The following is a 13712-nucleotide window of genomic DNA, read 5'->3' as shown; positions in this document are numbered from 1 at the left end:
GGCGTGGTTAGCGTGGCGGTCGTGACTCCTCCTCTTCTCCCGTCCTCGGTGGACGTGGTGCTGCCCTGCCTGGACGAGGCGCGGGCGCTGCCCTGGGTGCTGGGCCGGGTGCCGGCCGGCTGGCGGGCGATCGTGGTCGACAACGGTTCGCGGGACGGTTCGGCGCGGATCGCGGCCGACCTGGGCGCGACGGTGGTGGCGGAGCCGCGCCGCGGGTTCGGCGCGGCCTGCCACGCCGGGCTGCTGGCGGCCGACGCCGAGTTCGTGTGCTTCCTGGACTGCGACGGGTCGCTGGACCCGGCGCAACTGCCGCGGGTGGTCGGTCCGGTGGCGGCGGGGACGGCCGACCTGGTGCTGGGGCGGCGGCGGCCGACCTCGTTCGGGGCCTGGCCGCCGCACGCCCGGCTGGCGAACCTGGTGCTGGCCCGGCGGCTGCGCGCGGTGACGGGCGCCGACCTGCACGACCTGGGGCCGATGCGGGCGGCGCGCCGGGAGCGGCTGCTGGCCCTCGGGCTGGGCGACCGGCGCTCGGGCTACCCGCTGGAGGCGGTGCTCTCGGCGTCGGCGGCGGGGATGCGGATCGCCGAGGTGCCGGTCGACTACCGGCCGCGGGCGGGCCGTTCGAAGGTGACCGGGACGGTGCGCGGCACCCGGCAGGCGGTGCGCGACATGCGCGCGGTGCTCGCGGCCCCGCCGCCGACCCTGCTGCTGATCACCAAGGCCCCGGCGCCCGGGCGGTCGAAGACCCGGCTGACCCCGGCGTTCACCCCCGAGCAGGCCGCCGACCTGGCCGAGGCCGCCCTGGCCGACACGCTGGCCGCGCTCGCCCTCGTCCCGGCCGGTCGGCGCCTGCTGGTGCTGGACGGCGCCCCGGGCCGTTGGCTGCCGCCGGGCTGGGAGGTGGTGCCGCAGTGCGGGGGCGGCCTGGACCGCCGGATCGCCGCCGCGTTCGCGCACGCCGCCCGGCTCGCCCCGGACGCCCCCGCGCTGCTGGTCGGCTCGGACACCCCGCAGCTCGACCCGGCCGCCCTCGCCGCGCCGCTGTCCGCGGCCGGGCGCCCGGGTGCCGACGCCTGGTTCGGCCCGGCCGAGGACGGCGGTTTCTGGGCCCTGGGCCTGGCCCGCCCGGACGGGGGCCTCGCCGCCCGGCTGCTGCACGACGTGCCGATGTCGACCGCCGAGACCGGCCGCCGCGTCCGGGAGCGGCTGGCCGCGCACGGCCTGGTGGTCCGCGAACTGCCGACGCTGCTGGACGTGGACGGCCCGGACGACGCCGCCCGGGTCGCCGCGCTGGCGCCCGGCACGCTCTTCGCCGCCCGGCACGGACGGCTGCGCACCGCGCAGCCCGCGGCCGAGTGAACGCCCTCCGCACGGAGCCCTCCGCCCCTCGGGCCACCGAGCCCTGGGTGGACGACCCGTTCGGACGGGCGGTGCGGGCCGGGCGGGGGCCGCTGTGGCTGCGGCGGCCGGACGGTTCGCGGCTGGTGCTGGAGGTGGAGCGCTGGTGCGCCCCGGCCGCCGGGGCGGACCACGGGCTGGTGCTGCGCTGCCTGGGCCTGTCCGCACCGGTGCTGGACCTGGGGTGCGGCCCCGGGCGGCTGGTGGCGGCGCTGCTGGGGGCGGGCGTGCCCGCGCTCGGGGTGGACGTCTGCGCGGCGTCGGTGGAGCACACCGCCCACCTGGGTGGTCTCGTGCTGCGCCGCTCGGTGTTCGACCGGCTGCCCGCCGAGGGCCGCTGGGGCGGGGTGCTGCTGGCCGACGGCAACCTCGGCATCGGCGGCGACCCGGCCGCCCTGCTGGCCCGGGCGGGTGCGCTGCTGGCCCCGGGCGGCCTGCTGCTGGTGGAGACCGCGGTGCCGGAGGTGGACGAGGTGGCGGACGTCCGGGTGGAGGGCCCGGACGGCGCCGGGCCGCCGTTCCGCTGGGCGCGCTGCGGGCCCGCCGCGACGCTGCGGCACGCCCGGGCCGTCGGCCTGGAGCAGGCCGAGCGCTGGGTCTCGCACGGCCGCTCGTTCCTGGCGCTGGAACGAACCTGACGGCGGGCCGGTCCCGTTCCTGACGGGGGGCGGCCCGCTTCCTGGTGGCGGGCCGGTCACCTCCCCGGTGTCAGGTCGGCCCCGTCCCGGACGGCGGGCCGGTCCTGCTCCGCCCACTGCGGGTGCTCGCGTTCGGCCCAGGCGCGGTCGACGGTGCCGGTGCGCATGCCGCGCCGGGCCTCCGGGTCCAGGTACGCCATCCGCAGGTGGCCGAGCACCACCGCGGCGACCGCGAACGCGAACCAGTCGTGCACGAAGGTCGCGCCGGTGCGCCACACCGCGGGCGCCAGGCCGGTGCACCACATCAGCAGGCCGGTGCCGAGCATCACCAGCATGGTGCCGAGCGTCCACTGCGCGTACAGCTTCTGCCCGGCGTTGAACTTCCCGGCCGGGCGCGGCCCGGCCCGGCGGCGGCGCACGGTGCGCAGCCAGGTGCGGTCGGCGGCGGTGAACCGGCCGAGGCGGACGGCGTCGCGGCGCATCGCCCGGGTGGCCAGGGCGAGCAGCAGCGGGACGGGCAGCAGCAGGCCGCTCCACTCGTGCACGGTGGCCACCAGGCGTCGGCGGCCGACGAGTTGGGCCAGCGGCGGCAGGTAGAGGCAGGCGGCGGTGGCCAGGCAGATGAGCATCAGCGCGGCGGTCGCGCGGTGGGCCCGGCGCTGGGCGGGGGCGAAGCGGGGGCGGCGGTCAGGCGGTGGGGTCATCGTCGCGTCCGTTCGACCGGCCGACCCAGGCGTCCACGTCGTAGCCGAGCCGTTCCCAGTAACCGGGGCGGACGGTGTCGGTGACGGTGATCGTGGAGAGCCACTTGGCGGACTTGTAGAAGTACATCGGGGCGACGTACAGGCGCACCGGGCCGCCGTGGGCGTGCCCGATCGGGGCGTCCTGCATCCGCAGCGCCACCAGGACGTCGTCGCGGCGGGCCTGTTCCAGCGTCAGGCTCTCGGTGTAGGCGCCGTCGAAGCAGCCGAAGCTCACCGCCCGCCCCTGCGGCCGGACCCCGGCGGCGTCCAGCAGCGCGGACAGCGGGACGCCCTCGAAGGGGGTGGCGGGCACCCGCCAGCCGGTGACGCACTGCACGTCGTGGACGAGGCGGCGCTGCGGCAGGGCCCGCAGGTCGGCCAGCCGCAGGGTGGTGGGCCGCTCCACCAGGCCGTCGACGGTGAGGGTGTAGTCCGCCTCACCGCGTTCGGGCACCGAGGCGGTCACCGAGTAGTACCGGAACCCGCCCCCGCCGGGCAGCGCCTGGCTCAGCCCCGTCGGGTCGTTGCGCACCACCGCGTCCTGGGCCCGCTGCAGCCACGGGCCCGCCGCGACCCCGGCGGCGCCGAGGCCGAGCAGCCCGAGCACCACCCGGCGGCCCACCGGGGCGCCGCGCGTCCCTTCCTCGTCGCCGTCGGCACCGTTCTCGTCCCTGTCGTCGTCCACGGGGTGATTGGACCAGGCGGGGGGCGGCGTTGCCCAGGGGCGCGGGCGCGCCGTCAGACTTCCGTCATCTGTGCGCCGACCGGCCGCGGCCACCGCCCGGCCCGCCGGACGGATACCACCACGACCACCAACAGGGCTGTCCCGTAGGCGAGTTGCTGCACCCTGCTGCCGCCCGCCAGGTACAGCAGCTGGCCGGCGGCGGGCACCGCCAGCCACTCCCAGCGGCCGTCCAGCGCCGCCAGCGCCACCACCAGCAGCCCGTACCAGGGGTAGGCGGGAGCCGCCAGCAGCAGCGCCCCGCCGGTCACCGTCAGCGCGCCCCGCCAGGGCCGCGCCGGGTCGCCGTGCCGCAGCACCCGCCACACCAGGGCGGCGAGCACCGCGGCCCCGGCCCACGGCGCGAACCGGTCGGGCAGCAGCAGGCGCAGCAGCCCGAACCGCTCCAGGTGCCCCTGCTGGTAGCCCTCCTCGCGCAGGTAGCCGGGCAGGTAGCCCAGGACACCGGCCCCGGACGCCGCCAGGTACGGCAGGTAGGACAGGACGAACACCCCGGCGGCGGTGGCGGGCACCACCAGGTCGGCGCGGCGCGGGCGGCGGGACAGCACCCCCGACAGCGCGCCCGGCAGGGCCAGCGCGGGCAGCAGCTTCACCGCCGTCGCCGCGCCCAGCGCGGCGCCGCCCGCCGCGCAGCGGCCGCGGGCCGCCCACCCCAGGCCGAGCACCGTCAGCAGAGCGCCCAGGGCGTCGACGTGCGCGTCGTTGACCGCCCACACCGCGACGCCCGGGCACCAGGCCCACAACGCGGCCCGCCGCCGTCCGCCCGTCACCGCCAGCAGCCCGCCGGTGGTCGCCACCGCCAGCACCGCCCCGGCCGCCTGGGCGACCCGCACGCCGTCGCCGAACGGGCGCTGGGCCAGGAACCAGGCCTCCGCCAGCGGCGGGTAGATCGTGTGCACGGCGGGCCGGTTGATCCGGGTGCAGGCCCCGTCGGCGGTGCGCCGTTCGTCCCACGCCGCGCAGCCGTCGCCGACCGGGAACCGGCCCGGGTCGCGCAGCCGGGCCAGCGCCGGGTCCTCGGGGGTGCGCGCGTACGGGGAGCCCCCCGTCGCCTGCACCTTCCCGTCCCAGCCGTAGCGGTAGGCGTCGTCGCTGGTCCGGGGCGGGGCCAGCAGCCCGACCGCGGCCACCAGCACGCCCCCGGCCAGCACCAGCCGCGCCACCTGCCGCTGCGGCACCCGGCGCAGCGCGAGCAGGGACAGCGCGAACAGGACGGCGTCGGCGGCGTACCAGCCGTACAGCGGCGGGCGGTTGCCGAGGGTGCCGCCGGTGGTGAGGGTCAGCGCGAGGCAGCCGGCCAGGGCGGTGACGGCCAGGGCGCAGGACAGGACGGGGCGTGCGGTCACCGGCCCACCCTCGCACCGCGGGGCGCCCGTGCGGCGGTGGCGGGCCGTGCCGTCCGGGTTCCGTAAGCACTGCCTCGGGCCCGGCGCCGTCCGGGTCCCGTGAGCACTGTCTCCGGCCCGGCTCCCGCGGGCGGCCCCGGCCCGGCGCCGTTCGGATTCCGCACGGGCGGCCCTGGCCCGGCCCGGCGCCGTTCGGATTCCGTAAGCACGTCGCAGCGCCGCCGCGGGCGCCGGGCGCGCTTCGATGGCTCCGTGGACTCCGACCCCTCCCCCGCCCGGCGGCGCTTCGACCCGCCGCTGCCCGCCCCGTCCGCCCCGCCCGCCGTACTGCGGCGCGGCCCGCTGCGCCCGGGCGCGTTCCGCTCCCCCGCGCACGAGCCGCGCACCGCGGTGGTGCTCGGCCGGTGGCTGGGCGCGGCGCTCCTGCTGTGCTTCGCCACCGGTCTGGTCAGCCACCTGCTGCAGGACCCGCCCGGGTGGCTGGTGCACCGGCTGCCGTCCCGTCCGGTGGACGGCTACCGGGTCACCCAGGGCCTGCACGTGGTGGCGGGCCTGGCCGCGGTCCCGCTGGCGGGCGCGAAGCTGTGGACGGTGTACCCGCGGCTGTTCGCGTGGCCGCCCGCGCGCAGCGTGCTGCACCTGCTGGAGCGGCTGTCGATCGCGCTGCTGGTCGCGGCGGTGCTGCTGGAGCTGTTCACCGGGCTGCTGAACACCCTGCAGTGGTACCCATGGCCGTTCCCGTTCCGGCAGACCCACTACTGGACCGCCTGGACGGCCGTCGGCGCGCTGCTGGTCCACCTCGCCGTCAAGGCGCCGGTGATCGCCGCGCACTGGCGCCGCGCCGCTGCCGCCCCGCTGCCCGCCGCATCACTGCCCGCATCACTGCCCGCCCCGCCGACCGCCCCGCTCGCCGCGCGGCGGGCCGTGCTCACGGCGACGGCCGCCGCCGTCGGCGCGGTCACCCTCACCACCGCGGGCCAGTCGGTGCCCTGGCTGCGCGGCCTCGACCTGTTCGCCCCGCGCCGCCCCGGTACCGGCGGGCTCCCGGTCAACCGCACCGCCGCGCAGGCCGGGACCACCGCCGTCCCCGCCGACTGGCAGCTGGCCGTCGACGGCCCGGCCGGCTACCGGATCGGCCTCACCGACCTGCGGGCCCTGCCGCAGACCACCGCCGACCTGCCGATCGCCTGCGTCGAGGGCTGGAGCGCGGACGCCCGCTGGACGGGCGTGCGCCTGGCCGACCTGCTGCGCCGGGCCGGGATCCCGGCCGGTTCGACGGTCCGGATCACCTCCCTGGAGGCCGCGGGCCCGTACCGGGTCACCGAGATGCCCGCCGCGTACGCCGACGATCCGCTCACCCTGCTCGCCCTCGCGCTGGACGGCCGCCCGCTGACGCCCGACCACGGCTTCCCGGCCCGGATCGTGGCGCCGAACCGGCCCGGGGTGCTGCAGACCAAGTGGGTCGCCCGGATCGAGGTGGCCTGAGGTGCGGGCCGTGCGCGCCGCCCTGCTGCTCGGCGGTCTCGCCCTGCTCGCCTGCGGCCTGGTGGGCCTGCTGACCGATCCGTACGTGACCGGCCCGCTCGGCGTGCTGCTGTGGGCGGTCGGCCTGGTGGCGCTGCACGACGGGCTGTGGCTGCCGCTGGTGTGCGCGCTCGGTGCGGCCGCGACGGGGCGGCCGGTGCTGCGCGGCTGGCTGGTGGTCGCGGCGGCCGTGAGCGCGGTGGCCGTCCCGGCGGTGCTACGGGCGGGGGACGACCACGGCAACCCGACCCTGCTGCCGCTGCCCTACCTGCGCAACTGGCTGCTGTTCCTGGCGGTGAGCGCCGCCGCGGCGGCGCTCACCGCCGCGGCCCGGCGGGGCGCCCGGAGGGCGCGCCGAACGCGCCGGGCGGGCCGGGCGGGCCGGACAGGCCGGGCGGGCCGCTGACCGCTTGGTCGCACCTCCCCCGCCGACAGGTCCAGCCCCCGTAACTCCGCTACCGACCGCCGCCGCTGCGGCAGCACCCACGCCCGCACCGGAACCGATCGTCCGACCGGTCTCCGCCCCGCCGTTGCACGCCCCCGGGCCACGCAACACCGCCCTCACCCGCTCGGCGGTCCTGCGCAGCTCCGGGCGGAGCGGGCGGAGCGGGCGGGGCGGGGCTCCGGGCGGGGGGACGGCACTGGCATGGTGGGAGCGAGCCGGAGGGAGACGGATTGATGCGGGTAGTGGTGGCCCCCGATGCGTTCAAGGGGACGATCGACGCCGCGGCGGCCGCCGACGCGCTGGCCGCGGGCTGGCGGTCGGTGCGCGCGGCGGACGAGGTGCGGTGCCTGCCGATGGCGGACGGCGGCGAGGGCACGCTCGCGGCGGTCGTCTCGGCGAGCCCGGGCGCCCGGCTGTTCGACGTGCCGGGCGTGACCGGGCCGGACGGGCGGCCGGTGCCGGGGCGGTTCGCCCTGCTGCCGGACGGCACCGCGGTGGTGGAGCTCGCAACCGCCAGCGGACTCCCGCTGCTGGAGGGCGAGTTGCTCCCGCTGTCGGCCACCACCCGGGGCACCGGCGAGACCGTCGCCGCGGCCCTGGACGCGGGCGCGCGGCGGCTGCTGCTCGGCCTCGGCGGCTCCGCGTCGACCGACGGCGGCCACGGCCTGCTGTCCGCGCTCGGCGCCCGCCTGCGCGACGGCGCGGGCGAACAACTCCCCCCGGCGCCCGCGGACTTCGACCTCGACCGCGCCCTGGCGGCGGCCCGCACCGTCGACCTGTCCGCCCTGCGTCCGGCGCCGCCCGGCGGCGTGGTGCTGCTGACCGACGTCACCAACCCGCTGCTCGGCGCCCGCGGCGCCGCGGCCGTGTACGGACCGCAGAAGGGCGCGGGCGAGCGCGAAGTGGCGCTGCTGGAACGGAGGTTGGCGCGGTGGAGCGAACTGCTGGGCGGCGACCCGGCGGCTCCGGGCGCGGGGGCCGCGGGCGGCACCGGCTACGGTCTCGCCGCGGCCTGGGGCGCACTGGTCGAACCCGGTGCGGCGGCGGTGGCCGGGCTGCTGGGCCTGCCCGCGGCGGTGGCCGCGGCCGACCTGGTGGTCACCGGCGAGGGCAGCTTCGACGCGACCAGCCTGCAGGGCAAGGCGGTCGGCGAGGTCGTCCGGATCGCGGACGGGGCCGGCGTGCCCTCCGCGGTGGTGGCCGGGGTGTCGGAGGCCCCCGGCGTCCTGACCCTCTCTGCCCTGGCCGGCTCGCCCCTGGCCGCCCGCCGGGACCCGGCCCGCTGGCTGCACCGGGCCGGAGCCGTCCTGGCCGCGCACCACGACGCCCCGCGGCGTTCCTGACACCCGCCTGCCCCGCCCCCGTACGCATCGCCCCCCGTACGCGCCGCCCCCGTACGCGCCGCCCCTCGCCCTGCACCGACCCTTCGCCCCTACGCCGTCCCCTCGCCCTGCGCCGTCCGACGGACCGGAACGCAAGGCCGCGGGAGGCGCTTCCCCCGAGGAGCCCCGTGCCCACCCCTCCCCTGGTGGCGGTCTTCACCCGCACCACCGACTACCGCCACGCCTCGATCCCGGCCGCCGTCGCCGCCCTCCACGACCTGGGGGCCGCCCAGGGTCTCGCCGTCACGCACACCGAGGACCCGGCCGTACTGGGGCGGACCGTCCGGGCGGGCTGCGCGGCCGTCGTGTTCGCCTCCACCAGCGGCGAGGTGCTGGACGACGCCGGGCGCCGGGCCCTGGAGCAGCACGTGCGCACCGGCGGCGGGTTCCTCGCCCTGCACTCCGCCGCGCGACCGAACCCGACTGGCCCTTCTACGCCGAACTGCTGGGCGGGGCCCGGTTCGCCGGGCACCCCGACGTGCAGACCGCGACCGTCACGGTGGAGGACCGCCGCCACCCCGCCACCGCGCACCTGCCGGAGCGGTGGGAGTGGACCGACGAGTGGTACGACTTCACGGTCAACCCGCGCGCCTCGGTGCGGGTCCTCGCGGGCGTCGACGAGCGCGGCTACCGGGGCGGCGCCATGGGCGCCGACCACCCGCTGGTGTGGTGCCACCGGGTGGCGGCGGGCCGCTGCTTCGTCACCGCGCTCGGGCACGAGGAACGCGCCTACCGGGACCAGGACTTCCTCCACCACCTCTCCGGCGCCCTGGCCTGGGTCGCCGGTCGAACCGACCGGTGACACGCCCGCCCTGGTGGGGTGCCGCCCGGGTGGTGGGGGATCATGGCGCGACACGTGTTCGGGCAGGTCGGAGAGGGAGCAGCGGGATGAAGGTCGGGTTCGGGTGGAAGCTGCACGGGGACGGGCGCTCGCCGCGGCCCGGGGCGGTGGTGCGGCCGGACGAGCGGCTGTCCTGGGGGCGGACGGTCGGGCTCGGGGCGCAGCACGTGGTGGCGATGTTCGGGGCCACCTTCGTGGCGCCGGTGCTGATGGGGCTGGACCCGAACCTCGCGGTGATGGTGTCGGGCGTGGCGACGGTGTTCTTCCTGCTGGTGACGCAGGGGCGGATCCCCTCGTACCTGGGCTCCAGCCTGTCGTTCGTCGGCGTGGCGGCGGTGATCAGGACCCAGGGCGGGGACGCGGCGACGCTGACGGGTGCGCTGCTGGTGGTGGGTGCGGTGCTGGCGGCGTGCGGGGCGGTGGTGCAGGGGTTCGGGGCGAAGGTGATCCACGCGGTGCTGCCGCCGGTGGTCACGGGCGCGGTGGTGATGCTGATCGGCTTCAACCTGGCGCCGGTGGCGGCGGGGACGTACTGGCCCCAGGACCAGTGGACGGCGCTGCTGGTGATGACGTTCACGGCGCTGGCGCTGGTGGTGCTGCGGGGGTTCTGGTCGCGGATCGCGATCTTCCTGGGGCTGGTGTTCGGGTACGCCGTGTCCTGGCTGTTCGACCGCCTCTTCGGGAAGATCGACTCCCCGGTGGGCGGCGGCGCCCCGACGGAGCACTGGCGCCTGGACCTGTCGGGCGTCGGCAAGGCGGACTGGATCGGCCTGCCCTCGCTGCACGCGCCGAGCTTCTCGGCCTCGGCGGTCCTGGTGGCGCTGCCGGTGGTGGTGGCGCTGATCGCGGAGAACGCCGGGCACGTGAAGGCGGTCTCCGAGATGACGGGTGACCCGCTGGACGACCGGATGGGCACCGCGATCATGGCGGACGGCGCGGCCACCGTGCTGTCCACCGCGGTGGGCGGTCCGGCGACGACCACGTACGCGGAGAACATCGGCGTGATGGCGGCGACCCGGGTGTACTCGACGGCGGCGTACTGGTGCGCGGCCGCCTTCGCGATCCTGTTCGGCCTGTGCCCGAAGTTCGGCGCGGTGGTCGCGGCGATCCCGGGCGGGGTGCTGGGCGGGATCACCGTCGTGCTGTACGGCATGATCGGCCTGCTGGGCGCGCAGATCTGGATCCACAACAGGGTCGACCTCACCAACCCGCTCCACCTGGTCCCGGTCGCGGCGGGCGTGATCGTCGGCATCGGCAACGTCACGCTGAAGTTCACCGACAACTTCGAACTCGGCGGCATCGCCCTGGGCACCCTGATCACCCTGCTCGGCTACCACGGCCTGCGCGCCCTCGCCCCCACCCACCTCAAGCACCCGGCCACGGACGGCCCCCTCCTGGACGAGGGCACCAGCAGCTACGACGACGACCGCGGCTGACGCGTGCCCGGCCAACGTCCGCGTCCGCCGAGCACATGAGTGTGCGGTCAGCGGCGGTCGATCCTCAACGCCGGTTCGGGCCAGGCCAAGTTCTCCGGTGCGGGTGCGGCGAAGGGATCCGCTGTTCGACGATGCCTGTGGCCACCGCTTCGGTGGCCACAGGCATCTGTAAGCCGTGTGGCTCCTTTGAGGGAAGGGTTGGTGAACGCACGCAGGATGCGAGTGACGAGTTCGGCACAGTCATCGGGGCTGTTGCGGTTGAGCCATCCCGATCCGATGGTCTGGGCACGATCGAGGAGAGGAGGAGACCCACTGTCCGCTGACGAGGCCCGCATCCCCCTGACTGCCGCCCAGAGCCACCGCCTCCACACGCTGTTCGAACTCGCTCTCCGCACCGGCCTGCGCAAGGGCGAACTCCTCGGCCTGCGCTGGGAAGACCTCAACCTGGACACCAGCGCGGCCAGCATCCGCCGCACCCCCCAGCGCACACGTATCAGAGGCCTGACAACCCTCTCCACCAAGATAGTCAGCTCCGAACGCCGCATCGTCCTCCCGATCCCTGCCTGCCCTCATTCCGCACCCACCGTAAGCAGCAGGCCCAGGAGAGGGACAAGGTCGGCGCGGGTTGGAAGGACAGCGGCTACCTCTTCACCCGGCCCAACGGCCACCCATCGAACCCGCCACCCTCACCCGCCACTTCAACGCACTCCTCCGTCGCGCTCGCCTCCGCCATATCCGCTTCCACGACCTACGGCACTCGGCGGCGACCCTTCTCCTGGAACAGGGCGCCGAACTCGTCGTCATCAAGGAGCTGTTGGGTCATGCCCACATCGACGTGACCGCCACCGTGTACGCCCACGTCCGGCTCCGTCTCCAGCGCGACGCCATCGACCTCCTCGGCAACGCCCTCCGCAACCCCGACGAGACCACCACCTGACCCGACGACGGCGACGAACCACCGCTCTGCGCAGCCCCTGTCCGCTGACGTTGCCGTCAACCGTTGCCGTCAAGACAGCCCAGAGGCCCCACCGGAAGGGTTCCGGTGGGGCCTCTGGTGCTTTATTCACCTACAACGGGCCGCGCCTGCGAAAGGAATTTCGAAACCCCCTTGACGGGTGCGGCAAGGTCCCCTCGATCAATTCCAGCCGCCTCTAGATGTATAAGAATCTTCGAGCTTTCCTCGCGCCCAGGAAAGGCATTCGCAAACTCAGTCACGCACGAGTCGAGGACATGGAATACGTGCCTCTCAATCTCGGAATCGCTACCACTACCCACTAAGGTCTGCGGAGGAGCGGGAGGGGTTGCCAGGATTATGCTTGGCGCACCATCGCCTCGCGTATTCACCAGAGCCTGCGCCACACCAACTCGCGGCATTCCGTAATAGCGTTCATGGGCAAGCGGGAAGCTCAAAATCGCAGCATCACAGTCTACCCCAGTTTCAGGTACCGAGCCAACCCGGAACTCGACCCCTGACCTGCCACCCAGGGCATTCCTGCATGCCTCGACCATCCGCTCCGTGGATGCTGCAATTACATATCTCATTTGCAGCCTACGCCAGTGCTCATGCTGGTCATGATTGCCGGCCTCCCCAGGATCTTCAATTGATCATCACTGAGAGTAAATCCGCCATCAATAACATCGGCAGTATACTCCATGCGAGCACCTTCTGGCAGATCCGCCATATTGACCGTAGTGCGAATCATGGTGTAAGCCCCATCATCAGGGTAGCCCGCGTTAGCCCTTCGGGCATATTCGGCGGCACCTCGCTCGATAAAAGAGAACCACTTGGCATTATTTAGGCTCTTCCAAGTTCGGTTTTTTGAGATGTCCGCGAGTTCAGGATCCGTGACAGCGCGCCATACGTAAACCTGACCCGGACCCGCCTCGCCGCCATTATGAACCAAAATCGGCGTACTCCAGCGAGTACATAGTACGTGTGATAGGCGACCCCTTCTGGCTGCGTTTTCGCAGGTGAGCGGCAATCTACCGGTCCGTCAACGTGCGTGGAAGTGCGTTGTTGTCCGCCCCTGTTGCCGTCAGCGTTGCCGTCAGAGGTCTACACCACTGGGGGTTGTGGCGGGTGGCAGTGAGGGCGGTGGAGCGGGCTTTGGCCGGCGTCCTGCCCGGGTTGGGGTCGGGCATGGTCAGGGGGGCCGTAAGCTTGCCCGCGATCTCGGGCAGGCTTTGGCCTGCCCGCAATTTGGCCGAGTGGCCCCCTGGCCTTGCCCGACGCGGGCCCCGGCCCGGGTAGGTGGGTAGAGCTCGCTTCGCCGCCCGGCCCGCGCCCGAGCACCGAGTCCCGCCATGGTGCGTCAGTGTTGGGCCACCCTGCCCACGGCGAGCGCCTCGGCCCTCCCGGTCAGCGCCAGCCCGGAGACGCGGCTCGGATGCTGGCCGATCCCGCCTTCCCTGGCCTGCCCCGTCGTTGGCCTGCTGCCAGGCCATCACCGGGCCCTGCCTGGCCCTTTCTCCGCTTTTGCGCGCGCAGGGGGCCGGGCCGTCGCGCGGTGGGGCGTAGACAGGAAGCGCGGGGCGGCTCGGCCTGCGGGCGCGCGCGGCCCGCGCAAGCGGGCCGCCTTGAACCCGTAACGAAAGTTTCGACGTACTCCACCACCGAGCCGCGTCTTGCTGAACTGCTGAACCTGCCTGCCCGCCACCGCTGTTCACTGGACCGGCCATGTCCGCGCTGGACTGTGGCACAGCCGATGGCCGAGAGGCCCACTCCCTGTATCCCTAAGCGACAGCCTTGCGCGAGGGCGAAGAAGCCGGGCTCAGCTACGGGTGCTCACCTCGCTGGCCACGATGATTCGGCCGCCGGCTTTCCTGACGGACCGGCTGACACGGGCCTTCTCGTCAGGCAGGACGGAGAGCATCTCGCCGGTGGGGACGATGATGGTGTCGGCGTCGCCGTCGAGGAGCATCTGCAGGGCGTAGGTTAGTCCTCGGCGCTGGTCGGGTTCGGTGGCGCCCTCGTCGTCGTGGATTACGCCCGCGAGGTGCAGGCCCGACTCGCGGGCGATCCGCTCGCACATCGCCTGCCGGGTGACGACGGGCTCGTCCTTGGCGGTGCACAGGTAGACGACGGCGGTGGGCTTCGCGGGCTTGGTCATCTCTTCGTCCCATCTCAGTTCGGCTCGGCGCAGGACCGAGGCAGTGTCGGTCCGTGCCGTTCGTGCGGTTACTGAGATCGTCGGGCGTCTGCACCGGGTGGCCCAGG

Annotated in this window: 10 protein-coding genes and 3 pseudogenes; 9 read left to right on the top strand and 4 right to left on the bottom strand. The window is 75.0% G+C overall.

Features of this window, described 5'->3' with window-relative positions; translation table 11 throughout:
- Positions 1 to 48: 48 nt before the first annotated feature.
- The 3 genes and pseudogenes from QSK52_RS22080 to QSK52_RS22070 all read left to right on the top strand — a co-directional run.
- A pseudogene (locus QSK52_RS22080) lies at positions 49 to 756 on the top strand (glycosyltransferase family 2 protein); the annotation flags it as partial.
- A 99-nt stretch (positions 757 to 855) separates the two neighbouring features.
- Positions 856 to 1359: a TIGR04282 family arsenosugar biosynthesis glycosyltransferase gene (locus QSK52_RS22075; protein WP_435053323.1), complete on the top strand. Its 504-nt coding sequence runs from the start codon at positions 856 to 858 to the stop codon at positions 1357 to 1359.
- A 47-nt stretch (positions 1360 to 1406) separates the two neighbouring features.
- Positions 1407 to 2036, top strand: a complete 630-nt coding sequence (locus QSK52_RS22070) for a methyltransferase domain-containing protein (RefSeq protein WP_285737853.1) — start codon at positions 1407 to 1409, stop codon at positions 2034 to 2036.
- A gap of 56 nt (positions 2037 to 2092) precedes the next feature.
- Here QSK52_RS22070 and QSK52_RS22065 read toward each other — a convergent pair whose 3' ends face one another.
- From QSK52_RS22065 to QSK52_RS22055, 3 genes are read right to left on the bottom strand one after another with little or no spacing between them, the layout of a single operon-like run.
- Complete coding sequence (locus QSK52_RS22065) at positions 2093 to 2740, bottom strand: cytochrome b/b6 domain-containing protein (protein WP_285737852.1); 648 nt, start codon at positions 2738 to 2740, stop codon at positions 2093 to 2095.
- The gene (locus tag QSK52_RS22060; protein WP_285737851.1) at positions 2724 to 3464 is read right to left on the bottom strand and encodes a molybdopterin-dependent oxidoreductase; all 741 of its coding nucleotides are present in this window, start codon (positions 3462 to 3464) and stop codon (positions 2724 to 2726) included. Before QSK52_RS22060 ends, QSK52_RS22065 begins: the two co-directional genes overlap by 17 nt.
- Before the next feature lie 53 nt (positions 3465 to 3517).
- Positions 3518 to 4867 (bottom strand): glycosyltransferase 87 family protein, encoded by a 1350-nt coding sequence (locus QSK52_RS22055; protein WP_285737850.1) that lies wholly within the window; start codon positions 4865 to 4867, stop codon positions 3518 to 3520.
- 327 nt (positions 4868 to 5194) lie between these two features.
- Here QSK52_RS22055 and QSK52_RS22050 point away from each other — a divergent pair, with 327 nt between their 5' ends.
- From QSK52_RS22050 to QSK52_RS22025, 6 genes and pseudogenes are all read left to right on the top strand, one after another.
- Entirely contained in the window at positions 5195 to 6352 is a 1158-nt protein-coding gene (locus QSK52_RS22050) for a molybdopterin-dependent oxidoreductase (RefSeq protein WP_285737874.1), read from the top strand.
- A 1-nt stretch (position 6353) separates the two neighbouring features.
- Positions 6354 to 6797 (top strand): hypothetical protein, encoded by a 444-nt coding sequence (locus QSK52_RS22045; RefSeq protein ID WP_285737849.1) that lies wholly within the window; start codon positions 6354 to 6356, stop codon positions 6795 to 6797.
- A gap of 272 nt (positions 6798 to 7069) precedes the next feature.
- Positions 7070 to 8179: a glycerate kinase gene (locus QSK52_RS22040; RefSeq protein ID WP_285737848.1), complete on the top strand. Its 1110-nt coding sequence runs from the start codon at positions 7070 to 7072 to the stop codon at positions 8177 to 8179.
- Between the two features lie 167 nt (positions 8180 to 8346).
- Positions 8347 to 9020, top strand: a pseudogene (locus QSK52_RS22035) (ThuA domain-containing protein).
- Between the two features lie 86 nt (positions 9021 to 9106).
- Positions 9107 to 10495 (top strand): uracil-xanthine permease family protein, encoded by a 1389-nt coding sequence (locus QSK52_RS22030; protein ID WP_285737847.1) that lies wholly within the window; start codon positions 9107 to 9109, stop codon positions 10493 to 10495.
- A gap of 306 nt (positions 10496 to 10801) precedes the next feature.
- A pseudogene (locus QSK52_RS22025) lies at positions 10802 to 11432 on the top strand (site-specific integrase); the annotation flags it as partial.
- Between the two features lie 1834 nt (positions 11433 to 13266).
- Here QSK52_RS22025 and QSK52_RS22020 read toward each other — a convergent pair.
- Positions 13267 to 13605, bottom strand: coding sequence for a hypothetical protein (locus QSK52_RS22020; protein WP_285737846.1), 339 nt, complete (start codon positions 13603 to 13605; stop codon positions 13267 to 13269).
- Between the last annotated feature and the right edge of the window lie 107 nt (positions 13606 to 13712).

The organism is Kitasatospora phosalacinea, from assembly GCF_030268885.1.
In the GTDB taxonomy this organism is placed as follows: Bacteria; Actinomycetota; Actinomycetes; order Streptomycetales; family Streptomycetaceae; genus Kitasatospora; species Kitasatospora phosalacinea_C.
This window is presented reverse-complemented; position numbering and strand designations above follow the sequence as displayed.